This is a genomic window from Pseudomonas sp. JQ170C, from assembly GCF_035581345.1.
GTDB lineage: Bacteria > Pseudomonadota > Gammaproteobacteria > Pseudomonadales > Pseudomonadaceae > Aquipseudomonas.
This window is the reverse complement of the sequence record NZ_CP141608.1, coordinates 3,072,021-3,098,976: the sequence shown is the minus strand read 5'-3', so window position 1 is coordinate 3,098,976 and position 26,956 is coordinate 3,072,021. Positions and strand designations below refer to the sequence as shown.

The 26,956-nt window shown below is 61.8% G+C and carries 20 protein-coding genes; 18 read left to right on the top strand and 2 right to left on the bottom strand.

The window, feature by feature from the left end; genetic code table 11:
* Positions 1–16 precede the first annotated feature (16 nt).
* The 10 genes from U9R80_RS14210 (at position 17) to U9R80_RS14165 (ending at position 11,854) form a co-directional block, all read left to right on the top strand.
* The gene (locus U9R80_RS14210) at positions 17–805 is read left to right on the top strand and encodes an enoyl-CoA hydratase/isomerase family protein (protein WP_301837639.1); all 789 of its coding nucleotides are present in this window, start codon (positions 17–19) and stop codon (positions 803–805) included.
* 30 nt (positions 806–835) lie between these two features.
* Positions 836–2,029, top strand: a complete 1,194-nt coding sequence (locus tag U9R80_RS14205) for an acyl-CoA dehydrogenase family protein (RefSeq protein WP_301837640.1) — start codon at positions 836–838, stop codon at positions 2,027–2,029.
* Between the two features lie 13 nt (positions 2,030–2,042).
* Entirely contained in the window at positions 2,043–3,185 is a 1,143-nt protein-coding gene (locus U9R80_RS14200) for an acyl-CoA dehydrogenase family protein (protein ID WP_301837641.1), read from the top strand.
* A 55-nt stretch (positions 3,186–3,240) separates the two neighbouring features.
* A complete protein-coding gene (locus U9R80_RS14195) occupies positions 3,241–4,329 on the top strand; it encodes a CaiB/BaiF CoA transferase family protein (RefSeq protein WP_301837642.1) in 1,089 nt (362 codons plus the stop codon).
* Between the two features lie 87 nt (positions 4,330–4,416).
* Positions 4,417–5,505 (top strand): phosphotransferase family protein, encoded by a 1,089-nt coding sequence (locus U9R80_RS14190; RefSeq protein WP_324802988.1) that lies wholly within the window; start codon positions 4,417–4,419, stop codon positions 5,503–5,505.
* Positions 5,506–5,517: 12 nt separating this feature from the next.
* Positions 5,518–6,693, top strand: coding sequence for an acyl-CoA dehydrogenase family protein (locus U9R80_RS14185; RefSeq protein ID WP_301837644.1), 1,176 nt, complete (start codon positions 5,518–5,520; stop codon positions 6,691–6,693).
* Positions 6,690–7,466 (top strand): SDR family NAD(P)-dependent oxidoreductase, encoded by a 777-nt coding sequence (locus U9R80_RS14180; RefSeq protein WP_301837645.1) that lies wholly within the window; start codon positions 6,690–6,692, stop codon positions 7,464–7,466. Before U9R80_RS14185 ends, U9R80_RS14180 begins: the two co-directional genes overlap by 4 nt.
* 172 nt (positions 7,467–7,638) lie before the next feature.
* A complete protein-coding gene (locus tag U9R80_RS14175; protein ID WP_301837646.1) occupies positions 7,639–9,546 on the top strand; it encodes a DUF1302 domain-containing protein in 1,908 nt (635 codons plus the stop codon).
* Between the two features lie 26 nt (positions 9,547–9,572).
* Positions 9,573–10,940, top strand: coding sequence for a DUF1329 domain-containing protein (locus U9R80_RS14170; protein ID WP_301837647.1), 1,368 nt, complete (start codon positions 9,573–9,575; stop codon positions 10,938–10,940).
* Positions 10,941–11,068: 128 nt separating this feature from the next.
* Complete coding sequence (locus U9R80_RS14165) at positions 11,069–11,854, top strand: enoyl-CoA hydratase/isomerase family protein (RefSeq protein ID WP_301837648.1); 786 nt, start codon at positions 11,069–11,071, stop codon at positions 11,852–11,854.
* Positions 11,855–11,888: 34 nt separating this feature from the next.
* Here U9R80_RS14165 and U9R80_RS14160 read toward each other — a convergent pair whose 3' ends face one another.
* Positions 11,889–13,184, bottom strand: a complete 1,296-nt coding sequence (locus tag U9R80_RS14160; RefSeq protein WP_301837649.1) for a DUF1254 domain-containing protein — start codon at positions 13,182–13,184, stop codon at positions 11,889–11,891.
* 1,286 nt (positions 13,185–14,470) lie between these two features.
* On the opposite strand from U9R80_RS14160, the gene U9R80_RS14155 reads away from it, so the two are divergent.
* The 4 genes from U9R80_RS14155 (at position 14,471) to U9R80_RS14140 (ending at position 18,959) form a co-directional block, all read left to right on the top strand.
* Positions 14,471–16,024, top strand: a complete 1,554-nt coding sequence (locus U9R80_RS14155) for an arylsulfatase (RefSeq protein ID WP_301837650.1) — start codon at positions 14,471–14,473, stop codon at positions 16,022–16,024.
* A gap of 203 nt (positions 16,025–16,227) precedes the next feature.
* Positions 16,228–16,746 carry a 2,4'-dihydroxyacetophenone dioxygenase family protein gene (locus U9R80_RS14150; protein ID WP_301837651.1) on the top strand — a complete coding sequence of 173 codons (519 nt, stop codon included), beginning with the start codon at positions 16,228–16,230 and terminating at the stop codon, positions 16,744–16,746.
* A gap of 58 nt (positions 16,747–16,804) precedes the next feature.
* Positions 16,805–17,827, top strand: a complete 1,023-nt coding sequence (locus U9R80_RS14145; protein ID WP_301837652.1) for an NAD-dependent epimerase/dehydratase family protein — start codon at positions 16,805–16,807, stop codon at positions 17,825–17,827.
* A 52-nt stretch (positions 17,828–17,879) separates the two neighbouring features.
* A complete protein-coding gene (locus tag U9R80_RS14140; protein WP_301837653.1) occupies positions 17,880–18,959 on the top strand; it encodes a zinc-binding dehydrogenase in 1,080 nt (359 codons plus the stop codon).
* On the opposite strand, the gene U9R80_RS14135 is transcribed toward U9R80_RS14140, so the two are convergent.
* Entirely contained in the window at positions 18,950–19,978 is a 1,029-nt protein-coding gene (locus tag U9R80_RS14135) for an AraC family transcriptional regulator (RefSeq protein ID WP_301837654.1), read from the bottom strand. The genes U9R80_RS14140 and U9R80_RS14135 overlap by 10 nt on opposite strands.
* A gap of 276 nt (positions 19,979–20,254) precedes the next feature.
* On the opposite strand from U9R80_RS14135, the gene U9R80_RS14130 reads away from it, so the two are divergent.
* The 4 genes from U9R80_RS14130 (at position 20,255) to U9R80_RS14115 (ending at position 26,916) form a co-directional block, all read left to right on the top strand.
* Positions 20,255–22,129 (top strand): DUF1302 domain-containing protein, encoded by a 1,875-nt coding sequence (locus tag U9R80_RS14130; RefSeq protein WP_301837655.1) that lies wholly within the window; start codon positions 20,255–20,257, stop codon positions 22,127–22,129.
* 24 nt (positions 22,130–22,153) lie between these two features.
* Positions 22,154–23,497: a DUF1329 domain-containing protein gene (locus tag U9R80_RS14125; RefSeq protein ID WP_301837656.1), complete on the top strand. Its 1,344-nt coding sequence runs from the start codon at positions 22,154–22,156 to the stop codon at positions 23,495–23,497.
* A gap of 71 nt (positions 23,498–23,568) precedes the next feature.
* Positions 23,569–24,519, top strand: a complete 951-nt coding sequence (locus tag U9R80_RS14120; RefSeq protein WP_301837657.1) for a YCF48-related protein — start codon at positions 23,569–23,571, stop codon at positions 24,517–24,519.
* 3 nt (positions 24,520–24,522) lie between these two features.
* On the top strand, positions 24,523–26,916 hold the full coding sequence (locus U9R80_RS14115) for an efflux RND transporter permease subunit (protein WP_301837658.1): 2,394 nt from the start codon (positions 24,523–24,525) through the stop codon (positions 26,914–26,916).
* Positions 26,917–26,956 lie beyond the last annotated feature (40 nt).

Below are 26,956 nucleotides of genomic sequence, written 5' to 3'. Positions count from 1 at the left end.
TTTAAAGGATCGCCCCATGAATGCTGAACACTATCAGTTCATCACCTTCGACCTTGATCGCGGCGTGTTGACGCTGCGCCTGAACCGGCCCGAGGCGATGAACGCCATCAATGCCGGTTTGCACGAAGAGCTCTCACGGGTCTTCGCCGAGATCGCCGGCAATCGAGCTGTACATGCCGTGGTACTGACCGGCGAGGGCCGCGGCTTCTGCGCCGGGGGCGACCTGGCCTGGTTCCGTGACATCGACCAGCGCGGCCTCGACCAGCTGTTTCGCGAAGCACGCAAGATCATCATCGACATGCTCGAACTGCCGCAGCCGATCATCGCCGCCGTCAACGGCCATGCCGCGGGCCTGGGGGCAACCCTGGCGTTGTTCTGCGACATGATCTACGTCGCCGAATCAGCGAAGCTCGCCGACCCGCATGTGCGCATCGGCGTTGCCGCCGGTGACGGTGGCTCGGCGATCTGGCCGCTGCTGGTGGGCCCGGCGCGCGCCAAGCAATACCTGTTTACCGGCGACAGCCTGAGCGCCAGCGAGGCCGAACGCATCGGCCTGGTCAACCAGGTGGTGGCCGACAGCGAAACACTCACGGTAGCGACGGCGATGGCCCGGCGCCTGGCCGATGGCCCGCGCCTGGCCATTCAGGCGAGCAAGGCCTCGGTCAACCAGATTCTGCGCGACACCGTCAACCTTGTCCTCGATACCTCACTGGCACTGGAAAAGGAAAACTTCTTCAGCGCCGATCATAAAGAGGCCATCAAGGCGTTTGAAGAAAAGCGTCCCCCTGTGTATCGGGGCGTTTGAGCCCTTGTGATTCAAATTGAGGAGCCGAAGATGGACATCCGCTATACCCCCGACGAATTGATGTTTCGCGAGCAAGTCCGTGCCTTTCTGAATGAACAGCTGCCCGCTGCGATTGCGGCCCGGGGCCGGCATGGCAAACGCTTCAACAAGCACGACCAGGTGACCTGGATGCGCTTGCTCAATGAGCGCGGCTGGCTGGCGGCGAGTTGGCCGGTCGAACATGGCGGCACTGGCTGGGGCGTGGTGCAAAAGCACATTTTTGAAGAAGAGTGCGCCGCTGTCGGGGCTCCCGGCATCGTGCCGTTCGGGGTCAACATGGTCGGCCCGGTGATTATCAAGTTCGGGACGCCGCAGCAGCAGGCGCGCTTTTTGCCGCGCATTCTCAACAGTGACGACTGGTGGTGCCAGGGCTACTCGGAGCCTGGAGCAGGGTCCGACCTTGCCAGCCTGCGCACCCGCGCCGAGCGTGACGGCGACGTGTACGTGGTCAATGGCCAGAAAGCCTGGACCACACTGGCGCACTACGCCGACTGGATGTTCTGCCTGGTGCGCACCGACCCGCAGGCGCAACAGCAGCGGGGCATCAGCTTTTTGCTGATCGACATGAAAACACCGGGCATCAGTGTGCGACCGGTGATCACCCTCGACGGGGAGCATGAAGTCAACGAAGTGTTTTTCGACAACGTGCGGGTACCGGTCGAGAACCTGGTCGGTCGCGAGAACGAAGGCTGGACCTGCGCCAAATACCTGCTGACCCATGAGCGCACCAGCATTGCCGGCATCGGCCAGGCCAGGCAGATGCTCGCCCGCCTCAAGCAGATCGCCAGCAGCCAGGTGCACAACGGCGACCCCCTGATTGACGACCCGCTGTTCCGAGTGCAGATCGCCGAAGTGGAGATCCAGCTGATGGCCATCGAAATGAGCAACCTGCGCATTGTCGCCGCCGCCCGTGATGGTGGCGTGCCCGGGCCGGAAAGCTCGTTTTTGAAGATCAAGGGCACTGAAATTCGCCAGGCCATCACCTACCTGATGAGCAAGGCCCTGGGGCCGTATGCCATGCCGTTCATTGAAGACGAGCTGGGTTATGGCGAACAGGCCGATCTTTACCGTGACTACAGCACCACACCGGCGACGCAATACCTCGACATGCGCAAGGCCTCGGTATACGGCGGTTCCAATGAAATTCAGAAAAACATCATCGCCAAAATGATTCTTGAGCTGTAAGGGGAGAGCGACCATGGATTTTCAACTGAGCGAAGAGCAGAAGATGCTGCAGGACACCGTCGCGCGCCTGGTGCGCGATGACTACGGTTTCGAGCACCGCGAGCGAAGCCGGCAAAGCGAAGCGGGGTTCAGCACGACGTTCTGGCAGCTCCTGGCAGCGTTGGGCCTGACCGCCGTGCCGTTTTCCGAGCGCGTCGGTGGCATGGGTGGCAACGGCGTTGACCTCATGCTCATTGCCACCGAGCTCGGCCGCGGTTTGTGCCTTGAACCTTACTTGCACTCGGTGGTGCTCGCCGGTGGCCTGATCGAACAGTTGGGCAGCGAGGCCCAGCGTCAGGAACTGCTGCCCCAGGTCGCCAGCGGGCAACTGCAACTGGCGGCGGCGCTCATGGAGACCACCAGCCATTACCAGTTGCCCGACGTGCAGACCGTCGCCGAAAAAGTGCAGGGCGGCTGGAAACTCAAGGGGCGTAAATCGGTGGTGATCGGTGGGCAAAGCGCTGGCCTGATACTGGTCTCGGCGCGTACCAGCGGCCAGGCACGTGATGAAACCGGTATCTCGCTGTTCCTGCTTGACCCCAACAGTGCTGGCGTTCAACGCCGCGCGTATGCCACCCAGGACGGGCGCAAGGCGTGCGAACTGTACCTCGATGGCGCCTTCGTCAGCGCCGCCGGCCTGCTCGGCGACGAAGGCCAGGCCCTGGCCGCCTTGCGCTACCAGCAAGGCCGGGCGATTGCCGCGCAATGCGCCGAAGCGGTAGGCAGCATGGAAGCGGCCTGCGCGCTGACCCTCGACTATCTCAAGACCCGCAAGCAGTTCGGCCAGGTGATCGGCAAGTTTCAGGCACTGCAGCACCGCATGGTGGACATGCGTATCGAACTGGACCTGGCGACCTCCATGGCCATTCTCGCGGCTTGTGCCGCCGATGCGCCCGACAGCGCCGAACGCACGCGCACGCTTGCGGCTGCCAAGCGGGTGATCGTGCGGGCCGGGCGCCTGATCGCGGACGAGGGGATTCAGCTTCACGGGGGCATCGGCCTGACCTGGGAATATTTACTGGCACACCACGCCAAGCACCTGTTGATGCTCAGTCACCAGTTCGGGGACGACGACCACCACCTCAAGGTGTACAGCCAGATGATGGATGTGGCCTGAGCAATTCAGCAGCCACGCTACTCGACGTTTGTGCTTCAAGAGCCGGAGCTTACTCATGCTGCAAGGTATCAAGATCGTGGAAATCTGCGGGATCGGCCCTGGGCCGTTTTCCGCCATGCACCTGGCCGACCTGGGTGCTGAGGTGATCGCCGTGGAGCGCGCAGACGATGGGCGCGTCAATCTGCTAAACCGGGGCAAGCGTTCGGTGCTTGCCAACCTGAAGACTCCTGAAGGGCGTGAGCTGGTGCTGCGCCTGATCGAGGATGCCGACGCGCTGATCGAGGGCATGCGCCCCGGTGTGATGGAGCGTCTGGGCCTGGGGCCGAAGGAGTGTCTGGCACGCAACCCCAGGCTGGTCTATGGGCGGATGACGGGCTGGGGGCAGCAGGGACCGATGGCCCAGGCCGCCGGACACGACAACAACTACGCAGCGCTTTCGGGCGCGCTGTTCCATAACGGCACGGCCGACACGCCGCCTTCGTCGCTGTTTGCCACCCTGGGCGATATCGCCGGTGGCGCGCTCTACCTGACCATCGGGTTGCTCAGCGCGATCATCAAGGCACGCACAAGCGGCGAAGGTGCGGTGGTCGATGCGGCGATCGTCGATGGTTCGGCGCACATGCTGCAACTGATGCTGTCGACCCGCAACGTCGGCTACATGGGTGATGGGCGCGGCAACAACATGCACGACAGCTCGCCGTTCTACGCCACCTACCGCTGCGCTGATGGCGGCTTTGTCACCCTCGGATCGATTGAGCCGCAGTTCCATGCGCTGCTGCTGGAGAAGCTGGGCCTGCAGGGTGACAGCCGCTTTGCCAGCCAATGGGATCGCGGGTTATGGCCCGAGCAGCGTCAGCACTTCACCGAGCTGTTCGCCAGCCGCGTCCGTGACTACTGGTGCGCGCTGCTGGAAGGTACCGACGTCTGCTTCGCCCCCGTGCTGGCGCCCCATGAGGCGGCCACACACCCCCATCTGCTGGCACGCGAGACCTACTTCACCCGTGATGAGCTGCTGCAGACCCGTGTGGCCCCGCGCTTCAACGGTCAGGTCGTGACACCTGGCGAGGTACCGAAGCCCGGTGCGCACACCGAGCAGGTCCTTGCGGCGCTGGATGCCAAGGCATCGGTCTGGAAAACCGGCTGACACCTGGCCGATCGCGGGGGCTGATTCCCGCGATCGCTTTTCTTTTACCACTGTGAGGTCACTGTGACTGGCGCGTTTGATCCTGTGTTGCTGCACGCCGTTGACAACTACCCGCCAGGCGCAGCCTTGCGCTCCCTGGCCGAGACGCATCCACTGGACTGGCCTGCGGTTTGCCATTATTTGCAGGCGCACGGTCTGGAGGTCGATACCCACCTGGCACCCCGGCAGTTTGTCGGCGGCCTGGCCAACTTCAACTACCTGCTACGGGTCAATGGCCAATGGATGGTGCTGCGCCGCGCGCCGGCAGGCCCGTTACCCCCCGGCGCCAATGACATGCGCCGCGAGCACCGCATCCTTTCGAGGCTGTCGCAGGGGTTTGCCCTTGCGCCTTGCAGCTATCACCTGTGTGAAGACGCGAGTATCGCCGGCGCACCGTTCCAGTTGCTCGAGTACCGCGATGGCGTGGCGGTGCGAGGGGCGAGCCTGGCACCGCTACCCGAGACGCAAGCGCTGGGCCTGCAGCTGTCGCAGATGGCGGTCAGGACACTCGCAGCCCTTCATCAGATCGACGTGCACGCTGTCGATCTTGCCGAGCTGGGGCGTCCGGAGGGCTTTTTCCGGCGTACGGCCGAAGGCTGGAGCGCGCGCTGCGAGCGGGTCAGCCTGGGGGCGCCGAGTGCCGCTGCGCGGCAAACCATGGACTGGCTGGCGCAGGTTGCCGACCCCAAGCCTGTGACACCGGTGCTGCTGCACAACGATTTCAAGTTCGACAACATCCTCCTCGACCCTGTGAGCCACGAACCGGTGGCCATTCTTGACTGGGACATGGGCACCCGTGGCGATGCGCTGTTCGACCTGGGCACATTGCTCAGCTACTGGACCGAGGCCGGTGATCCCGCCGGTATGCAGGCGCTGGGGCAAATGCCGACGGCGCAGCCCGGTTTTCTCACTCGCGAGCAGGTCGCCCGGGCCTACGCCAGCCTCTCGGGCCGCTCGCTGGATGAGTTCAAACCGTATCGGGTGCTGACCCAGTTCAAGCTGGCGGTCGTGTTCCAGCAGCTTTACCAGCGTTACCGCAGCGGCGAAGTCGATGACCCGCGCTATGCCGGTTTCGACACCCTGGCCAACGACCTGCACACCTTCACCCTCGACATCATCAGCGACACGATTTTCTAAAGAGAGCATCCCATGGATTTTTCCCTGTCTCCCGAGCAACTCGCCCTGCGCGAGAAAACCCGTGCCTTTATCCGCGATGTCGTCATGCCCTATGAGCACGACACGCGCCGGGGTGCCCACGGTCCCGAGGCGAGCCTGCGCCAGGTGTTGGTGGAAAAGGCCCGTGAAGCGGGCTTGCTGACTCCCCAGGCGAGCAAGCACCTGGGCGGGTTGGGGCTGTCGCACCAGGACAAGGCAGTGATTTTCGAGGCCGCCGGCTACTCGATGCTTGGCCCGGTGGCACTCAACTGCGCGGCGCCCGATGAAGGCAACATGCACATGCTCGAGCAGGTCGCGACACCTGCCCAGCAGGCCCGTTGGCTGGCGCCGATGGTGGCGGGCGAAACCCGTTCCTGCTTCTGCATGACCGAACCGCACCCGGGGGCCGGGGCAGACCCTTCACAGATGAAAACCACCGCAGTGGCGACCGACGACGGTTTTGTCATCAACGGCGACAAGTGGTTGATCACCGGCGCCGAGGGCGCGGCATTCAGCATCATCATGGCGCGCACCCTGGTCGATGGCGAGGACGTCGGCGCGACCATGTTTCTGGTTGACCTGCCGAACCCCGCGTTTCGCATCGAACGTACCCTCGACACCTTGGACTCGTCGTTCCCCGGTGGCCATGCACAGATTGTCCTCGACAACCTGTTCGTACCCCGTGATCAGGTGCTCGGTGAGGTTGGCCAAGGTTTTCGCTATGCGCAGGTGCGCCTGGTGCCAGCGCGCCTGACCCACTGCATGCGCTGGCTCGGGGCGGCGCAACGTGCGCACGACATCGCCAGCGAACATGCGCGTACACGACGGGCGTTCGGCGGGCCGCTGATCAGCCACGAGGGGGTCGGTTTCATGCTCGCCGACAACGAGATCGACTTGCACCATGTACGCCTTGGTGTGGCGCACACCGCCTGGCTGCTTGATCAAGGTGAACGCGCCAGCAGCGAAAGCAGCATGGTCAAGGTCAATTCGGCCGAAGCGATCTGGCGTGTTGTCGATCGCTGTGTGCAGATTCTTGGTGGCTTGGGCATCACCCGCGACACCGAAGTCGAACGGATCTTTCGCGATGTGCGCGCGTTCCGTATTTACGATGGCCCGTCGGAAGTGCACCGCTGGAGCATTGCCCGCAAGCTCGCGAAGGCCGGGCAATGAGCGGTGCATTGGTGCAGGCGCACGGCCTGCAAGGCAAGGTGGTGATCGTTACCGGCGGTGGACGCGGTCTGGGCCGGGCGATTTCCGCGGGGTTTGCCCAGGCGGGCGCCAGGGTGGCGCTGGTAGGGCGTGACGCCGAGACCCTCGAGCAGGCCCGGCGCGAAATCATCGAAGCCGGCGGCGAGGCCCAAGCCTTCGCCGCCGATGTGTCCAGCGAGGCGGCTATCCAGTCGATGTGCGAGGCCGTGGTTGCCACCTGGGGGCGCATTGACGTGCTGGTCAACAACGCCGGTATCAACCCCTGGTACAAGGCCGCCGAGGACACACCGCTTGCGCAGTGGCAGGCGATCATCGACGTCAACCTGACCGGCGTATTCCTCGCCTGCAAGCACGCCGGCAAGCACATGCTGGCCGCCGGGGAGGGCGCGATCATCAATATCACTTCGGTGGCCGGGCGCCTTGGCCTGAGCCGGACCACCGCCTATTGCGCCGCCAAGGGGGGCGTCGAGCTCATGACGCGGCAACTGGCCATGGACTGGGCAACGCGCGGCGTGCGGGTCAACGCCGTCGCACCGGGGTATTTCTCCACCGACCTTACCGAAGGCATGCGCAAGAACGAAGGGCTGAGCCAGCGCGTTACCGAACGGACACCGTTGCGGCGCTTTGGCGACCCCGAAGAAATCGTCGGCGCCTGCCTGTTCCTGGCGTCGCCCGCCGCCAGTTACGTGACCGGCCAATCCCTCGGCGTCGATGGCGGCTGGACGGCCTGTTGACGCTCGAAGGGCGGCCTGATTCGCGGGCCGCCCACCCTGCATCGGTCAATTGAATGCATCGATCACCCACCCACTCTCTTTCCCCTCCATGTGAGTGGGCGGGTGGCACACCAGCGTCTCATAGCATCCCTTTAGCTTGTTCATGTTCACTCATCTGTACTTGGAGCGCCGTATGACAATAACAACAACGCGCGGAATTTTTCGGCCGCATCTATTGGCCTCGGCCATTGCCGTGGGCATCAGCGCACAGGCGCACGCCATCAATTTCAGTGTCGGGGAAATCGAGGCAAGCTTTGATTCGTCGCTGTCGGTAGGGGCCAGTTGGTCTGTCCGCAGCCCGGACCCTGACTTCATCTCCAACTTCAACTCACAAGGCGTCAGGGGCAATGCCTCGTCGCGTACCAGCGACGACAACCGGCTGAACTTCAAGAAGGGCGAGACCTTCTCGAAAATCTTCAAGGGCGTGCATGACCTGGAGCTGAAGTACGGCGACAGCGGTGCGTTTGTCCGTGGCAAATACTGGTATGACGCTGAGCTGATGGATGAAAGCCGGCCGTTCTACGACATCGACGACCAGGGTCGCGACCGTGCCGCCAAGTCGTCCGGGGCGATGTTCCTCGACAGTTTCGTCTACCACAACTACAGCCTCGCGGACCTTGCGGGAAACGTGCGCCTGGGCAAGCAGGTGGTGAGCTGGGGCGAGAGCACCTTCATCGGCAACTCGATCAACAGCATCAACCCTATCGACGTGGCGGCCCTGCGGCGCCCTGGGGCCGAAGTCAAGGAAGGTCTGATCCCGGTCAATCTGCTCTATGTATCCCAGGGCCTGTCGGAGAATTTGACAGCAGAAGCCTTCTACCAGCTGGAATGGAAGAGCTCGGTGATTGATAACTGCGGCACCTTCTTCGGCAATGACGTGACCCCCGAAGGTTGCAACGATCGAGTGGTGATCGCCGGCCTGGATCTGCCCCCGGGTGTGGCCAGCAACACCGGCTCGGGGTTGGCAGTGGGAGGGGCGGGCACACAGGGCGGTGGGGTGGACGATGCCTTCATACCGCGCACCAAAACCAAGGACGCCAAGGACAGCGGTCAGTTCGGCGTGGCGCTGCGCTGGTTTGTGCCGCAGGTCAACGACACCGAGTTTGGCGCTTACTTCCTCAATTACCACAGCCGCAACCCCAACCTGGACTTTACCCGTGCCACCAACACGGCCAGTAGCGGCACCGGCCTGGCAACGGTACCGGGCGCCATCAACGCGATCCGCACGGCCAGTTACCACGTGGTCTACCCCGAAGACATCCGGCTCTATGGCTTGAGTTTCTCGACCAACCTCGCGGGTACCGCATTGGGCGGCGAGATCAGCTTCCGGCCGAACATGCCGCTGCAGCTCAATGGCGCTGACACTAACCTGGCGGCGCTGGATAACAAGAACTCGCCATTGTTCATTTCCGGCCACTCCAACAGCGCACCCGGCGCGGAGCTCAAGGGTTATGAGCGCATGCCGGTGCTGCAAACCCAGGTATCAGCCACACAGTTCTTCGACCAGGTCATGGGCGCCAGTCGCCTGACCGTAGTGGGGGAGGTGGGTTACAACCGCATCAATGGCCTGGGTGATTCCGATGGCGCGGACCTGCGCTTCGGCCGCAGCACGATCTTCGGTGCCGGCGAGCTGCAGACAGCCCCTGGGCCAGGTGCGACAGGAGCGCAAACCTGCGCGGGCGCACCGAGCCAGGTGCCGGGTGCGGCGCCTGGGGACACCCGCCCGAGCAACCCGCAGCAAAAGTGCAACAGCCACGGCTACTACACCACCGACTCCTGGGGTTACCGCCTGCGCGGCAAACTGGATTACCCCAATGTGATTGCCGGCATCAACCTGTCGCCGAACCTGGCCTGGTCCCATGACGTGGAAGGTAACGGCCCGAACTTCGAGGAAGGTCTCAAGGCCATCAGCCTCGGCGTGGATGCCGAGTACGCCAACCAATACACCGCCAGCCTGAGTTACACGGACTTCTTCGGCGGCGACTTCAACACCAACGGTGATCGCGATTACGTCGCGCTGAGCTTCGGCGTCAACTTCTGATACCCGCACAACAAGGTGAAAACAGCATGAATACAACAATAATGATGCGCATGGGCTCGTTGACGTTAACCCTGCTGGCAGGCAGCGCGATGGCCGCTGTTTCGCCCGAAGAGGCGGCCAGGCTGGGTACCAGCCTCACGCCGCTGGGCGGGGAGAAGGCCGCTAACGCGGATGGCAGTATCCCGGCCTGGACGGGGGGCTTGAAGAAAAACGCGGCACCAGCGGTCAATGACTTCATCGGCAACCCCTTTGAAGGCGAGCAACCCCAGTTTGTGATCACGGCAGCCAACGCAGAGCAGTACAAGGACAAACTGAGTGCCGGCCAGCTGGCAATGTTCAAGCGCTACCCCGACACCTACAAGATGCCGGTGTACAAGACCCAACGCACGGCGTCCGCTCCGCAGGCGGTATACGACGCGGCAAAGAACAGCGCCCTGACGACCCAGGCCGTGAACAACGGTTACGGCCTGAAGGACTTCGAGAAGTCGCACTACTACGCGTTCCCGATTCCCAAGAACGGGGTCGAAGTGGTGTGGAACCACTTGACCCGCTATCGAGGTGCCAGTTTCATCCAGCAGCTTGCCCAGGCCACGCCGCAGGTCAACGGCAGCTACACCATCGTCAACGTCGAACAGAGCACCGGCTTTCCCTGGCTGATGAAGGACACTGATCCCGAGCAAAGCGCCAATATCCTGTTCTACGTCAAGCAGACGGTAACCTCGCCTGCACGCCTGGCGGGCAATGTGTTGCTGGTTCACGAGACCATCGACCAGGTCAAGGACCCGCGCATGGCCTGGGCCTACAACGCCGGCCAGCGCCGGGTCAGGCGTGCCCCGCAGGTCGCCTACGACGGCCCGGGCACTGCCGCCGACGGCCTGCGCGTGGCTGACCAGGCCGACATGTACAACGGTGCGCCAGACCGTTACGACTGGAAGCTGATCGGCAAGAAGGAAATGTACATCCCGTACAACAACTACAAGCTGTTCTCGCCCACGCTCAAGTACGACCAGATCATCAAGCCCGGCCACATCAACCAGGACCTGACCCGCTACGAGCTCCACCGCGTGTGGGAGGTCGAGGCGACTGTGCTGCCCAATGAGCGCAGCATTTATGCCAAGCGTCGCATGTATTTCGATGAGGACACCTGGGCTGCCGTTGAGATCGATCACTACGATTCGCGCGGTCAGCTGTGGCGGGTAGGAGAGGGGCACTTGGTCAACGACTATGTCCAGGGCACTGCCAACTTTGCCGCCATTACGGTGTACGACCTGATCGCTGGCCGCTACATCGTTTCCAACATGCAGAATGAAAACAAGCGCGGGCAGAACTACGCCTACCGCCCGACCATGGTCGATTTCACCCCCGCGGCGTTGCGCAACGCCGGTATCCGCTGAGCGAGCTGATTCCTCATTCAACGTTTGCTGTTTGAACTTCCCGGCTGGCCCTTGGCGCAACGCCATCGGCCAGCGGGAAGGACACAGCAGGATGGGACCGTTATCAACAATCCAGCGCGAGAAATCACATGACCTCTGTTGTGCTTACCGTAGAAGACGGCCTGGCAACGCTCGTACTCTCGGGCCCGGGCCGCAAGAATGCCCTCACCTGGCAAGCAATAGGTGAACTTGAACGAACATTTGGCCGCCTGCGCGACGATCCGCAGGTCAACGCGGTGTTGCTGACCGGCGCCGGCGACGATTTTTGCTCCGGTGGCGACATCAGCATGATGGGCAGCTCGACCGATGCGTCTGTACTGAACGAGGTGATGGCGTCAGCCAATCGCCTGGTGTCGACGTTGTTGAACTTCGACCGACCGGTGATAGCGGCCGTCGACGGTGTCGCATTCGGTGCCGGCTTCAGCCTGGCCCTTGCGTGCGACTTTCTGATCGCATCGGATCGTGCACGCTTGTGCATGTCGTTTGCGCGTATCGGTGCCATGGTGGATTTGGGCGCAACGTACACACTGCCGCGGATTGTCGGTTATCAGAAGGCCAAGGAGATCATCTATAGCGCCCGCGAGGTTGCTGCGCATGAGGCGTTGGCCCTTGGAATTGCCCTGGAGATTCACCCGCCCGAGCGCCTGGCTGCCCGCGCAGAAGAACTGGCACGCAGTCTGGCCAACATGTCGCCTGTGGCATTCGCTCTGACCAAGCGTCTGCTGGGGCGCACCTTTGAAAGCAACCTGGCGGCACAACTGGAAGCAGAAGGCAGTGCGCAGGCGGTGGCGATGAATGATCAGTACTTCACCGATGCCATTGAAAGGTTCATGCGCAAAGAGCCGTCGCTGTACCGCTGGCCGACGTTGAAATGATTCGATGAAGGCCAGCGGTACAACTAACCCGGGTTCAAGGATTTACCACCTCAAGAACCGGGAAACTGTACTTGCCTTGCTGCACATCCTTGCTGGGACCGTACATTCTGAGCACGACGTAGGCGTCTTTTTCCGGAATCGGTAGCCAGTTCGGGTTGCTGGCGTCGCCCTTGGCACTGAGCTCGAGGGTGTAGTTGCCTTCGGCATCCGGGGTCAAGGTGCGGTCGCCCCGGCTATGGCGGTTGATGTCGTTATGCGCCATCAGTCGATTGTCCGACGCGTAGGCGGTGAACGACCAGAACTCGCTGACCTTGGGTGCCTTGAAGTGCATGCGATAGGCCTTGCCAGCGGCACCGTTGATGGCCTTGCCATCGCTGCCCGTGACGGCCTGGAGGTAAACGGTTTCATCCGGCGGCAGGCCCCACTGGCCGATGTAGGTGCCCTCGGCGAACAGATCGCGCTCGCCTTCGCCGAGTTGTTCACGGGTGCCCAGTAGTTTGCCGGAGGTGGTCATCTTCGGGGCCAGCGCCTTGATGTGCTGCATGCCCAGCACTTCACCTTGTTTGGCAGCAGCCAGTTGCTCCTGGGTGAAGTCTTCCTTGCAGGGCGCCAGGCCCACTGCTTTGTACTGGTCCAGCCATTTTTTGTCGGCCTGGCCCATGCTGCCATCGCAGAGGACAAAGTTGACCCGTTGCAGCCAGGTGGTTTTCGCCGGGTCCAGGTAGGTGCGCTGCTTGGCCTTTGGACCGGGCACGCCCAGGTAGGCGGAGAGCGTGCGCACGTTCCAGTCGTCCATGTAGTTGAGTGCGACTTTTTCGTCTGCTGGCCCCGTGGCCATGATCCTGCCCATCAACTTCACCAGGTTGGAGTCGACGCGGATCACTTCGGTGACGCTGTCCGGCACTTCGCCTTTCCAGTCGCGCGCGGCGAACATGAAATGCCCGCCCTGGTTGGCGCGTGTGCGCGAGCCGATCATGCTGGTGGTGTAGTGCCCCATGTCCATGGTGTGCAGTATCCAGTAACGGCCTTTGTCCATGTTCGGCACGCTGACGATGACCGGCTCGGCCGCGACGTCGAGCCAGCCCATCAGGTGCAGTGTGTCGTTGTTGATGGTCGGGTGCGCCGTGTAGGTATCGTCGGCCAGGTGCCGGATGTTCTGGAAACGGTTAAGCGCTGTGTCTGTTTTTACCGCTGTCTCGTAGAAGAACTTGTAGGCCTCGTCAATCGAGTAGCCATAGACATAGGCGTCCTTCGCCAGGGTGTCGGGTATCTGGGCAAACGCGGGAAGGGCGAGTGAAAACAAGGATGCGGCAAGAACAGTGGTTTTCATGAAGTTACCTTGGCGACAGGAGTGTTGTTTGAGTTGTTATGGCTGGCGTTCGGAGCTATTCGGTATACGGCGTTTTTTGGGTTCTTCGCTGGGGCCTGGGGGTTGTGATTCTTGTGTTGGTGTTGGTGTTGATGCTGTGAGCTGTGAGCTTATCCATTTCGTGCAGCGACGCTGACGGCCCCTTCCGCCTTTACGGCGGCCTACTTTTCTCTTGGGAAAAGTAGGCAAAACCGCTTGCTCCTGCATACGGCCCTACGCTGCGCTCCGGGTCCCCTCGCTCCGGCGCCCTCCGGGGCCACGCGGCCTACGACTTGCTTCGCCAAGTCTACGTCTCGCGTCTTCGTCTACGCCGATGCCCCTACAGGCACCTCCACTCGGCCTCCTGAAGTCGCACTCTGCGGCGCCTGAACCTTCGTGCATGAAGATCAAGATCAAGAGCGGGCTCCCGCCAGTGGGAACAGGCCCAATCTGTGGGAGCGGGCTTGCCCCGCGATGGATTTTGAATCTTGCCGATAGATCCATAACTGCCGGTGATCGCACTTCAGCGTTGCAGCTGGATGTGCACGACTCAGGGGACCTATCGCGGGGCAAGCCCGCTCCCACCGAGCCCGCTCCACCTGGCTGTTGGCAGTGGACTTTGATCTCGAAGATGCGCCAGTACAGGCGCCGCCCGTAACTTCGCGACTTCAGGAGGCCGAGCGTAGGTGTCTGGAGGGGGCAGGTGCGCAGCACCCTTCGGCGGATGCCGAAGTCGCGAGCCGTAGACTTGGCGAAGCAAGTCGTAGGCCGCGAGGCCCCTGGAGGACACCGAAGCGAGGGAACCCGAAGCGCAGCGTAGGGCCGTATGTAGGAGCGAGCGGTTTTGGTTCCTTTTGCCAAGACAAAAGGGACCCGCCGTAAGGGCGGAAGGGGCCCTCAGCGTCGCCGCATAAAATGGATAAGCCCACAGCCCACACCACCACCAACAACACAAGAATCACAATCCCCGGACCTCCGTGAATAACCTTTTTTTAGTTATCACCGCGCATCGACGAAAGTAAAGGCATACCTGCAAGGGCGTCAGGCAAATTTTTGGCTGGCATCAAATGCCAAAGGCGTGACGTGAAATGCCAAGAATTTCGCCGCCCCCCCCGCCAAAACTGTGAGCCCGAACAATAACTAAGCGCCGGCCCGCATCAGTGCGGTCATGGCGAGCAACCCCGTGAGCGACGGCGACCTCTTCAAACGCTTTCACGCGTCATGACGAAACGCTCCGGTTGCGCTCAACGAACAAGGACAGCAGAACGATGAAGCTCGGTGCACGACTCCTGCGCTTGTGCGGCATGGCCGTACTGGCAATGTCTGGTATCTCGATACCCCCTCTGGCCCTGGCGGCAGACAAACCCAATATCCTGGTGATTTTTGGTGATGACATCGGCATCACCAACATCAGTCGCTACAGCCTTGGAATGATGGGTTATCAGACACCCAGCATTGATCGCCTGGCCCAGGAGGGCACGATATTCACCGACTATTACGGTGAGCAGAGTTGCACGGCCGGTCGTGCTGCGTTTATCACGGGCCAGCATCCGGTGCGCACCGGCCTGACCAAGGTCGGTGTCCCCGGGGCGCCTGTGGGTATCCAGAAGCAGGACCCGACCCTCGCCGAACTGCTCAAGCCGCTGGGTTACGCAACCGGGCAATTCGGCAAGAACCATCTGGGTGACCGTGACGAGTTCCTGCCGACCAACCATGGCTTCGACGAATTTTTCGGCAACCTTTACCACCTCAACGCGGAAGAAGGGCCGGAAGATCCCGACTGGACCCGGGATCCGGCCATCGACAAGCTGATCCGTCCACGCGGGGTGATCCACAGCAGGGCCGATGGCAAGATCGAGGACCTGGGCGCGTTGAACAGCAAACGCATGGAAACCATCGACGAAGAGTTTCTCCAGGCGTCAATGAACTTCATCGACAAGTCGGCAAAGGCCGACAAACCCTTCTTCGTCTGGTTCAACTCCAGCCGCATGCACTATTACACCCACATCAGCGACAAAGCCGCAGGCAAGTCGGGGCAGGGGTTCTATAACGACGGCATGGTTGAGCATGACGGCCATGTCGGGCAACTGCTCAAGCAGCTCGACGACCTGGGCATTGCCGATAACACCATCGTGCTCTACACCACGGACAACGGTGTGCATTTCAATCAGTGGCCCGATGCCGGGATCACGCCATTTCGGGGTGAGAAGAACACGAACTGGGAAGGCGGCTTCCGCGTACCGGCGATTGTGCGCTGGCCGGGGCACTTCCAGGCGCAACGGATCTCAAACGAAATCATGTCCAGCCAGGACTGGCTGCCGACGCTGATGGCCGCCGCCGGCGTGCCGGATGTCAAAGAACGCTTGCTGGCGGGTTATCAGGTGGGGGGCCAGCAATTCAAAGTGCACCTGGATGGCTACAACTTCCTGCCCTACCTGCAAGGGCAGGCACAGAAGGGGCCACGTAACGACTTCTACTATTTCAGCGATGACGGCCAGTTGCTGGGCATGCGCGATGGCGACTGGAAAGTGGTATTCGCTGAACAGCGGGCCAAGCGCTTCGATGTCTGGCGTGACCCTTTCGTTCAATTGCGGGTGCCCAAGGTGTTCAACTTGCGCCGCGATCCGTTCGAGCGCGCCGATACGGACTCCAACAGTTACAACGTCTGGTGGGACAAGAAAGTTGCAGTGGTCGCGCTGCCGGCGATGATCCGTGTGCAACAGTTCCTGGCAACCTTCAAGGAGTTCTCGCCACGGCAACGCCCGGCGAGTTTCACGGTCGATCAAATGATGGAAAAGTTCATGCACTTCCAGGCGCGTTGACGAACAGATTTGCCGCCCACCCTCGGACGTGACTACGGCCCGCCGGCTTTGCCTGCGGGCCGTTTTCATGGTGGGGAACGCATGGGCGTGACGGCAAATGACAAACCGGTGGCATGAAATGGCAATTCGTTGTGAGGGCGGAGCCGCAGTATGACGGCGGTGGCACATAACAATTTCAATCTGCCTGTAAGAGGACGACAACCATGCCCATGCCCATCCCGGTTTTTGAACACCACGAACTGCTGACCCTCAATACCCACGAACTGCCGGTTTACCGGGACGCCCTGGCGCCGCACTTTCCGGGCGTCGATGTGCAGCCTTTGTACCTGGACCCGAACGTTGGCGTATGGACGCTCCGGGTCATCTTCCAGCCCGGCGTGCGTCTGCCATGCCACTACCACACCGGCCCTGTTCACCTGTTCACGCTCTCCGGCAAGTGGAACTACGTGGAGTATCCGGACCAGCCGCAAACCGCCGGTTGCTACCTCTATGAGCCAGGCGGCTCGGTCCATACCTTCAGTGTGCCTGCCGACAACACCGAGCCGACCGACACGGTGATGGTGGTCTATGGCGCGAACATCAACTTCGATCAGGACGGCAATTTTGTGAACGTCATGGATGCCACCGACATCATCCAGATCATTGATCGACTGGTGAAAGAGCGCGGTCTGGAGCCGGCCCGCTACATTCGTCCGGGCCACTCCGGCTACACCGTCGGTTGATCAGCACGCGCGGGCGCCCAGGCGCCCGCCCTTCACGATACTTGCTGGAGAGTGCTCGATGAGCCATTCCAATATGCCGGTCGGTGCACAGGGGCAAACCCCCCAAGTGCCACGTTCAGTTTTCATTACCGGGGCCAGTGGCTTCATCGGTCAGGCGCTGGTCAAGCGCTATCGCGCGCTGGGCGCTGAAGTACGCGGTATGGATCTGCATGCCGACCCCATCAACAACGTCGTCGCCGGCGACCTGGTACGGCCGGAACAATGGGCCGAACACGCCCGTGGCTGCGAGTTGTTCATCAACACCGCTGCGGTGGTTTCGCTGGCGGCGCCCTGGAAGCTGTACCGCGAGGTGTCAGTGCGCGGTGTGCGTAACTGCCTGGATGTGGCGATTGCTGGCGGTGCCAGGCGCTTTGTGCAGTTCTCGTCGATTGCAGCCCTTGGCTGGCAATACCCGGAGCAGGCCGATGAGCGCTGTGACGTGGTCATCGGTGAGCAATACCGCTATGGCGTCGCCAAGGGGGCCAGCGAGCACCTGGTGCTGGCCGCCCATGCGGCGGGCGAGATCGAGTGCACCATCGTCCGGCCTGGCGATGTCTATGGTCCGGGCTCCCGGGCCTGGCTCAGTGAACCGCTGAAGATGGCCAAGGCCGGGGCATTGATTCTGCCTTCGGGTGGTTCGGGGCGCTGGACGCCGGTGTATATCGAGGACCTGCTCGATGGCGTGATGCTCGCGGCGGGTCTCGATCAGGCCCGTGGGCAGATCTTCCACATCAGCGCGGCCGAGTCGGTGAGTTGCCAGCAGTTTTTCAGTCATCACTGGCACTGGGCCGGGCGCACTGGCTCGCCACGCAGCCTGCCACTGGCGCTGGCGGTCGCTCTGACCCATGGCCTCTGGTACATCAATCGCACCTTGGGGCGGGCCAACGAAGTCACCCCGGACGCGATGTACATGTTCTCCCGCACTGGCGGCATCTCCATTGACAAGGCCAGGCGCCTGCTCGGCTATGCGCCGAAGGTTGCCCTGGAGGAAGGGCTGCGCCGTTCCGAAGCCTGGCTGCGTGAAACCGGCCAATTGAACTGATCCTTGCGTGCCGTTCAGGCGGACGGCGCATTACTGAACTCGGAGGCAAGCCATGAAAGCTGTTGTCATGCGTGACCAGAAGCTGCAGGTCGATTCCATCGCATCCCCGCAGCCGGGGCAGGGCGAAGTGCTGGTCAAAACCCTGGCCTGCGGTATTTGCGGTTCAGACCTGCACATGTTTCACCACTGCCAGCATGTTCTGGCGAACTTCAAACGCGGCAATATCCCGATTGCATTCGATGACCGTCAGGACGTGGTGTTCGGTCATGAGTATTGCGCCGAGATTCTTGATCACGGCCCGGGCAGCGACAAGCAGCTCAAAGTGGGCACTCGGGTCTGCTCGTTGCCGTTCGTGATTACCCCGCAGCACTTCCATCACGTTGGCTTTTCCAACCGCTACCCAGGCGGCTACGGCGAACAGATGGTGCTGGCCGAGCAGATGCTGCTGCCCGTGCCGGGGGATTTGCCAGCAGACATCGCCGCGCTCACCGAACCGCTGACGGTAGCTGCCCATGCGGTGAACCGTGCGCGTCTGGACGGCAGCGAAGTACCGGTGGTGATCGGCTGTGGCCCTATTGGGCTGGCCATGATCGCCATTCTGAAGTCGCGGGGCATCGGCCCGATTGTGGCCGCAGACTTCAGCGCCGGCCGCCGTGCGCTGGCCGAAAAGATGGGGGCCGATGTGGTGGTCAATCCGGCTGAGCAGTCGCCGTACACCTCGTGGCTACAAGTGGCCGCCCCCTCGGGCTATGACATCAACGGCCCCATGGCGCTGCTGGGGCTGGGGCCGCAGCCAAAACCTTGCGTCGTGTTCGAGTGTGTCGGCATACCGGGGATGATCCAGCAGGTCATACAGAATGCTCCGCCGCGCTCGCGCCTTATTGTGGTGGGCGTGTGCATGGAGAGCGATCGGATCGAACCGCTGATGGGTATCAGCAAGGAAATGAACGTGCATTTCTCCTTCGGCTATACCGGTGAGGAGTTCGCCCAGACGCTGCACGCACTGGCCGACGGTACGCTCGACGGTGGGCCGATGATTACCCAGCGGGTAACACTGGACGGTGTCAGTGCAGCCTTCGGTGCCCTGGCCCAGCCGGACCAGCACGCCAAGATCATGATCACCTACGATTGAGTCACCGCCGCGGCAGCGCGTAATTGCGCTCGCCGCTCCCGCGGCGGCGCGCCGTACCAGCGTCGGCAGGCGCGATTGAATGAACTCTGCTCGGCATAGCCCAACAAGCCGGCAATCTGCGCCATGGGCATTTGCGCCTCGGCCAGGTACAGGTCGGCGAGTTCGCGGCGCACATTCTCCACCATCTCCTCAAACACCTGATCATGCTCGGCCAAGCGCCTTTGCAGGGACCGTTCACGCATGCCCAGTTGCTCGGCGATCAGCGGCAGCGCGCAGCGTTGTGTCGGCAACAGTCGGCGTATGGAGTCTTCGACCTGGGTGTGGATTTGCAGCGGGTTGGCGGCACCCAGGCTGCTGACGTAATCCATCATGGTGTCGTGCAACAGCCGATTGTGCTGGTCAATCGGTTTGCTCAAGTGCTCGGGCAATAGCACCAGCGCGTTATGGGCCTGGCCGAAGTAGGTGCGAGCGCCGAAAAAACGTTGGTAGCGGCTTTGCGGCAGGCGTGCCTCGGTCCGTGTCAGCACCGAATGCGGTCGAAACCCTGGCCCGAACAGCATCTGCAGGGTCTTGAACATCACACCCAGCGACAGCTCGATGATCTGTCCCTGGCGTGGCGCGGGGCGCAGGCGCAGTTCGTAGATCAGATGCAGCCGCTGGGGGTCGCTTTCGCGGTCCAGGTACACCAGCACACCGGGGCTATAGGTGTGGAGGAAGCGGATGATTTCAGTCAGCGCCTCGCCGACATTCCGTGCGTTTTGCCCCACCACCGCCAATGGCCCCAGGATCATGATGCTCTGGCGTTCGGCCAGACGCAGGCCGAAATCGACGCAGTGCAACTGCTCGGCACATAACTCGAGCAGGTTGATAAAGGCACGGTAGGGAATCACCGCAGAGCCGTTGTCGAGCATGGCCGGTTCAATCTGCATCTGACGCAGGAAGTCTTCGGGATCGCCTCCCAGGTCACGAACAAGCTCGGGAAATCCGGTGAGCGACGTCGCTCTGATCAGGGCAGTCATAGTCTTATTCTTCTTTTGGGTTCAACCGCGCGGCCATCACCGCTTCAGCCCGCAATCTCAGGCGCAACGCCCTGGCTGTCGAGCAGTTATATCCTCTCCAGTTTTACCTCTGCAACGACAGAATTATTCTTCGCCTGACGTCATATGACAAATTGCTGACATCAACCGACAAATGCATTTGAGTGGCCTGTGGGCATCCTTGCGTAAACCAACAAGAACGCTCACCCCGCCGACCAAGCCCGGATCTGCGTGGCAAGGGCGATGTCGGAGACCTGCATGCATAACAATAACGTCACTATCCGTGCGCTCTTTAAACCGCTGGCCCTGGCCGTGGCTATTGCCTCGGCCGGATCAGCAAATGCGTTGCCGTTCCAATTGGAAAACGGCGTAGAAGGTGAGTGGAACACCACCTTGTCCGTCGGTTCCCAATGGCGGGCCGAGGACCAGGACAACGCGCTGTTCAGCGGCGCCAACGGTGCACTGCGCGGCAAGTCCGGCGGCACCGGCGGTTCGGTCGACGCTGGCAACCTGAACTATGACAAAGGTGATCGCTTTTCCAGTATCGCCAAGTTCGTGACGGACTTGTCACTGCGCAGCGGCGACCTGGGCGGCCTGGTTCGGGTCAAGGGCTGGTATGACTACGCCCTCATGGATGAAGACGTCAATTTTGGCAGCGCCTCCAACGGCTACCGCAAGAAGCCGCTCAATGACAACGGTTACGACGACCTGCAAAAGTTCAGTGGTCTCTACCTGCTCGATGCCTATGTCTACAACACCTTCTACTTCGACAATACCCCGGTGCAGCTGCGCCTCGGGCGCCAGGTGGTGAACTGGGGGGAGAGCATCTTTATCCAGGGCATCAACCAGATAAACCCGCTGGACGTCCCGGCGCTGCGCCGGCCAGGCACCGAGCTCAAGGAAGCGCTGATTCCGGTGTGGATGGGGTACATGAACGTCGGCCTGCCGGCCGGTATTTCGATGGAAGCGTTCTACCAGCTCAAGTATGAAAGTACGGCCATCGAGGGCTGTGGTCATTATTGGTCCGTCACCGAAAGTGCGATCGGGCAGGACTTTGGCGATTGCCAGCTGGGGACCTTCCTCGGCGGTACCAGCCCGTCCTCGCCGGACAAGATTGCTGCGGGTGCGTATCTGCCTGAGGTCAAAGGCAAGGATCCCCATGACAGCGGCCAGTGGGGGGTGGCGTTTCGCTTGCCGGTCGATGCGGTGGACGGCGAGCTTGGCCTGTACTACATGAACTACCACTCGCGTACGCCATACCTGGGCATGCGCAGCGCTGACTCGGTGTCACTCACGCAATTCCCCAACGCCGGCATCCCGGGCCCGGTGGGGCGCAACGCTGCAGGCCAGTTTGTCGGCCCAAGCTGGGAATACCCGGAGAACATCCGCCTGTTCGGCTTGAGCTTTACCACCACGGCGGGCGGTTGGTCGATTGGTTCGGAGCTCAGCTATTCACCTAACCAGCCTGCGCAGATCAACGGCGCCGACCTGCTCAACGGTGCATTGGCCGGCGTCGGCCCGGCAGGGGAACTGCTGCAGCAGGTAAAACTGCAAAGCTCACCTTTTACCGCCGGTTGGGACCGCTACGAGAAGACGCAGCTTCAGGTCAACGGTGTGAATGTGTTCCCCAATGTCCTCAAGGCCGACAACCTGACTGTGGTCGCCGAAGTCGGTTTTCAGTGGAACAGCACGCCTCAGGGTGAGGGCGATCGACGCTACGGTCGCGGATTCATCTACGGGCTGGGCTCGTCTTCGACCATTCCTGCCGGTGGAAGTACCTGCAGCAACCCGGTGGCCAGCCTGGTCAACTCAAGCCCGGCGGGTTGCAAGGACGACGGCTACACCACCGACTTCGCCTGGGGTTATCGCCTGCGCGCCCAACTGGATTACAACAACGTTCTGGGCACCGGTGTAACGGCCTCGCCGTACACCTTCCTTGGTCAGGACGTCGACGGTGTGTCGATGGACGGCCAGTTCAACGAAGGCCGGGTTACCTCGGCGCTGGGTATCACCTTCGATTACAACAAACAGCACAAACTCGATTTCAGCTACGTCAGTTTTGACAACAGCGCCGAGTACGACCCGCTGCACGACCGCGACTTCTACGCCGCCAGCTACAGCTACAGCTTCTAATTAGAACAACAAGAGGTTTTTCCGATGAAAACATCACTCCGTGCCGGTGCTACGGCGGCCATCCTGCTTGCCCTGAGCAGCCAGGCCCATGCACAAATTTCCGCTGATCAAGCTGCCCGCCTGGGCAAGGACCTCACCCCGCTAGGGGGCGAGATGGCAGGCAATGCCGAGGGTTCGATACCGGCTTACACCGGCGGCCTGGCTCAGCCGCCTGCGGGCTGGAGTGCGGCGCAGGGCTACATCGACCCGTTCGCCAGTGAAAAGCCATTGTTCACCATCACGGCTGCAAACCTTGCGCAGTACAAAGACAAAGTGACGCCAGGCATGCAGGCGCTGCTGGCCAAATACCCCAATTTCAACATGCCGGTGTATACCACCCACCGTACCGCCATGGTGCCGCCAGCCATTGCCGAGAAGGTCCGCCAGGAAGCCGTCAACGCCAAGCTCAATGGGTTTGCCGTGAGTGACCTGAACGGCACCACCACGCCGTTCCCGATTCCGAAAAACGGCCTGGAAGCCATCTGGAACCACAACCTGCGCTATCTCGGCGGTGGCCTGCAGCGAACCTACGCCTCCTTCCCGGTACGCAGCAGCGGTGACTTCTACACCGTACGCATTCAGGAAAACCGTGTCTTTGACATGAACATGGACAAGCAGTCGGAGAACCGTCTGCTCAATTATTCCGCCCGGTTCATTTCGCCGGCCACCCTGGCGGGGACCGTGCAGCTGGTTCACGAGCCGATCGACCAGGTCCAGGAAGTTCGCTCGGCGTGGATCTACAACGTTGGCCAACGCCGTGTTCGCCGGGCTCCGGACCTGGCCTACGACAACGTCAACGACGGTACCGAAGGCCTGCGTGTGACCGACGACTTTGACGGTTACAACGGCGCCCCGGACCGCTTTGACTGGAAGCTGGTGGGCAAGCAGGAGATGTATGTGCCCTACAACGACTACAAGCTCGGCGCCCAGGCCACCCCGTACAAGCAAATCCTTACCGCCAACACCCCGAATCCCGAGGTCATGCGTTATGAGCTGCATCGGGTATGGGTGGTGGAAGGCACCCTGCGCAAGGACGCCAAGCATGTCTACGGCAAGCGCGTGATGTACCTCGACGAGGACTCCTGGACCGTACTGGCCAGCGACGCCTATGACACCCGTGGCACGCTGTGGCGCGTTGGCGTGCACCCGCTGGTGCAGTTCTATGACGCCCAGGTGCCGTGGTACCGCGCCAATATCTGGCACGACCTGAGCAACGGCAGCTACTACGTCGCGGGCCTGGCCAACGAAGAGGCACAGCCTTGGAGCTTTGGCAGCAAAGGACGGTTTGTCGACTTCCAGCCTGACGCACTGCGCCGCATGGGCAAGTGACCTGCCATCACCTGGGTTGATTCCGGCAGCGGCCACCCACCGTGGCCCTGCCGTTCGCTGGAGTTACGTTCATGTCGCTACGCCACATACCGGTGCTGGCAGGCCTGTGCCTGCTCGCCGCTCACGTCCAGGCGCAACAGCCGGCGCTGGATTTTCCTGTTCATCCGCAGCGGGTGTTCCTGCTCAACGTCACTCAGGCAGGCGAGAGCCTGGTGGCGGTTGGCGAACGCGGCGTCGTGCTGCGCGCCGACCAGCAAGACGGGCCCTGGAGCAGTATCCGCACGTCGTCTTCGCGCACCTTGGCGGGTGTGGCCTTTGTCGACGCCAACCGGGGCGTTGCCGTCGGTCATGGCGGCACGCTGTTGCGCACCGAGGACGGCGGGCGCCAATGGCACGAAGTCGAAGCCGATACCAACGGTGACGCGCTACTGGGTGTCGCCGCACTGGGCGGGGGCCGGATGGCCGCCTGGGGGGCCTTCGGTCTGTACCTGTTGTCGACCGACAACGGCGCCAGTTGGCAACGTCGCCGGGTGATGGACGAAGACTTCGACCGCCACATCTCGCAGGTCATTGCACTGGCCAACGGTGACTGGCTGATGGTGGGGGAGAGCGGCACCCTGGCCCGGTCCAGCGACCTGGGCGAGTCCTGGCAGGCACTGAGCAGCCCATACGGCGGCAGCCTGTTCGGTGCGTTGCAACTGCGCGAGGGTGGCCTGCTGATCTATGGCATGCGCGGCAACCTCTGGTATTCCGCCGATGCCGGGCAGAGCTGGACGCAACGCCCGAGCCACACCACTTTTGCCTTCAATGGCGCGCTGCAGCTCAAGTCCGGGCGCGTACTGATCCTGGGCAACAGTGGCTTGCTGCTGGCCAGCGACGACCAGGGCGAGCATTTCTCGACCCTGCCTTCCACCCACGCCAGCCTCGCGCGGGCGCTTGAACGAAGCGACGGCCAACTACTGGCCGTTGGCGATCACGGCGTGATGACGCTCTCACCGGTTGCAGCGAAAGGGCAGGATTGATTCATGAGCAAGCAGGAACATTTCGCCAGGCAAGACGATCGTCTGGGGCGCCAGGATTTCTCCCGCGGGCTGGTGGGCCGGGTGTCCTACTGGATCTTCCATCAACGCAAGCCGCTGCTCGCGTTGTTCATCCTCATCACCCTGGGCCTGGGGTACAGCGCCAGTCACCTCAAGGTGGAGGCGGGTTTCTTCAAGATGATTCCGCTGCACCACCCGTACATGCAGACCTTCCTCGAATACCAGAAGGACTTCGGCGGCGCCAACAAGGTGCTGGTGGCGGTGAAGAACAACCAGGGCGAGGTCTTTACGCCGCAGGCCATGGCGGCCTTGCGCAAAGTCTCCGATGAGGTGTTTTTCATCAATGGCGTGGAGCGCAGTTCGGTGACGTCGCTGTTCACCTCCAACGTGCGCTACACCGAAGTGGTGGAAGACGGCTTCACCGGCGGCAACCTGGTCGATTCCAGTTACGCCGGCACCCCTGAACAAATCGCCCAGGTCCGCGAGCGTACGCTGAAGTCGGACTGGGTCGGGCGGATCGTTTCCAACGACCTGTCTGCCGCCATGGTTGTAGCCAACTTGCAGGAAACCGATCCGACCACCGGTGAGCGCCTGGACCTGCAGAGCGTGGCAAAAAAACTGGAGCAGATTCGCCAGCAGAACCAGAGCGATGACATCAGCATCCACATCATCGGGTTCGCCAAGTCGATTGGCGATATCGCCGAAGGTGCCTCCGGCGTGCTGGTGTTCTTCATCATCGCCTTTGTCATCACCGCGGCGCTGCTGTACTGGTATTGCGGGTCGTTGATGCTGACCGGCTGGGCCTTGATCTGTGCGGTGGTGCCGGTGATCTGGCTGCTCGGTCTGCTGCCGCTGGTAAAACTGACACTCGACCCGATGTCGATCCTGGTGCCGTTCCTGATTTTTTCGATCGGTGTGTCCCATGCGGTGCAGATGACCAACGCCTGGAAGCTCGAAACGCTCAACGGCGCCGATGGTGTCACGGCTTCGCGTAACTGTTTCCAGAAACTCTTCATTCCGGGTGCCGTGGCACTGCTGGCCAACGCCCTGGGCTTTATGGTCATTGCCTTGGTGGACATCGAGATGGTTCGGGAGCTGGCCATTACGGCCACTCTCGGCGTGTCGGTGATGATCGTCACCAACAAGATGCTGCTGCCGATTCTGCTGTCATTCATGCGCTTGAGTGCTGCCGACGCCCAGAAGCTGCGCGGCAAGGAAACCCTGGGAGCCGGCCTGTGGGAGCGTCTGGGGGTGTTGGCGACCCGACGTGGTGCGCTTGGCGTGCTGTTGTGCGCTGGGCTGTTGCTGGTGGGTGGGCTGTATGAAGCGCGCAACCTGCATGTGGGCGATACCGGCGCCGGGGTACCGGAACTGCGCGCCGACTCGCGCTACAACCAGGATGTGGCGGTTATCACCGGCGATTTCGCCATTGGCGTTGACTTGCTGCAAGTGGTGGCACGGGCCAAAAGCAATGAAGAGACGCCCTGCGTGAAACGGGAAGTACTCGACCCTATCGGCGAGCTTGAGTTGTACCTGCGTCAGGACGATGGCGTTTCTTCGGTTCGCAGCCTGGCAGGGTTCGTCGGCAACATCACTCAGGCCTATGCCGAAACCGATCTGAAGTGGCGAGTGTTGCCCGAGCCCACCGCGCAGATTGCCCAAGGCGTGGGGTTCGCTACGCGAGTCGGTACGGAGTACATGAACAGCGCGTGCAATGCGATCCCCGTTTCCATCTACACGCGCGACCACCAGGCCGACACCATCACGACCCTGATGGACAAGATCAAGGCGTTCAAAGCCGCCTACGACAGCGATCAGGTCAGCTTTGAGCTGGCGTCCGGCAACGTCGGGGTGATGGCGGCCACCAACGAGGTGGTACATGCCGGTGACAGACTGGTGAATAGCGCGTTGTTCGCCTCGGTCACGCTGCTGTGCCTGTGGATGTTCCGCTCGCTGCGTATCACCCTGTGCGTGATCTTGCCGCTGGCACTGGTCACCGTGCTCTGCAACGCACTGATGGCGGTGCTGGGCATTGGCGTCAAGGTCAACACATTGCCGGTGGTGGCATTGGGCGTGGGGGTAGGGGTCGACTACGGCATTTACCTGTTCGAGCGGATCAAGCATGAAATGCACGAGGGTGGCGCCGATCTGCGCGAAGCTTTTGTCGAGGCGCTGAAGCAACGGGGGACGGCGTCAGTATTCACCGCAGTGACCATGACGCTGTCTATCGCGACCTGGGCCTTTTCGTCACTGAAGTTCCAGGCCGACATGGGCATCCTCCTGGCCTTCATGTTCCTGGTCAATCTGCTCGGCGCAATCCTCTTGCTGCCCGCGTTGGCAGCCTGGCTGCTGCGCGCGCCCGCAACACGCCAACGTTGATCGACTTTGCCCGCTGTGCGTGCCGAGCGCTGGCCGGCGG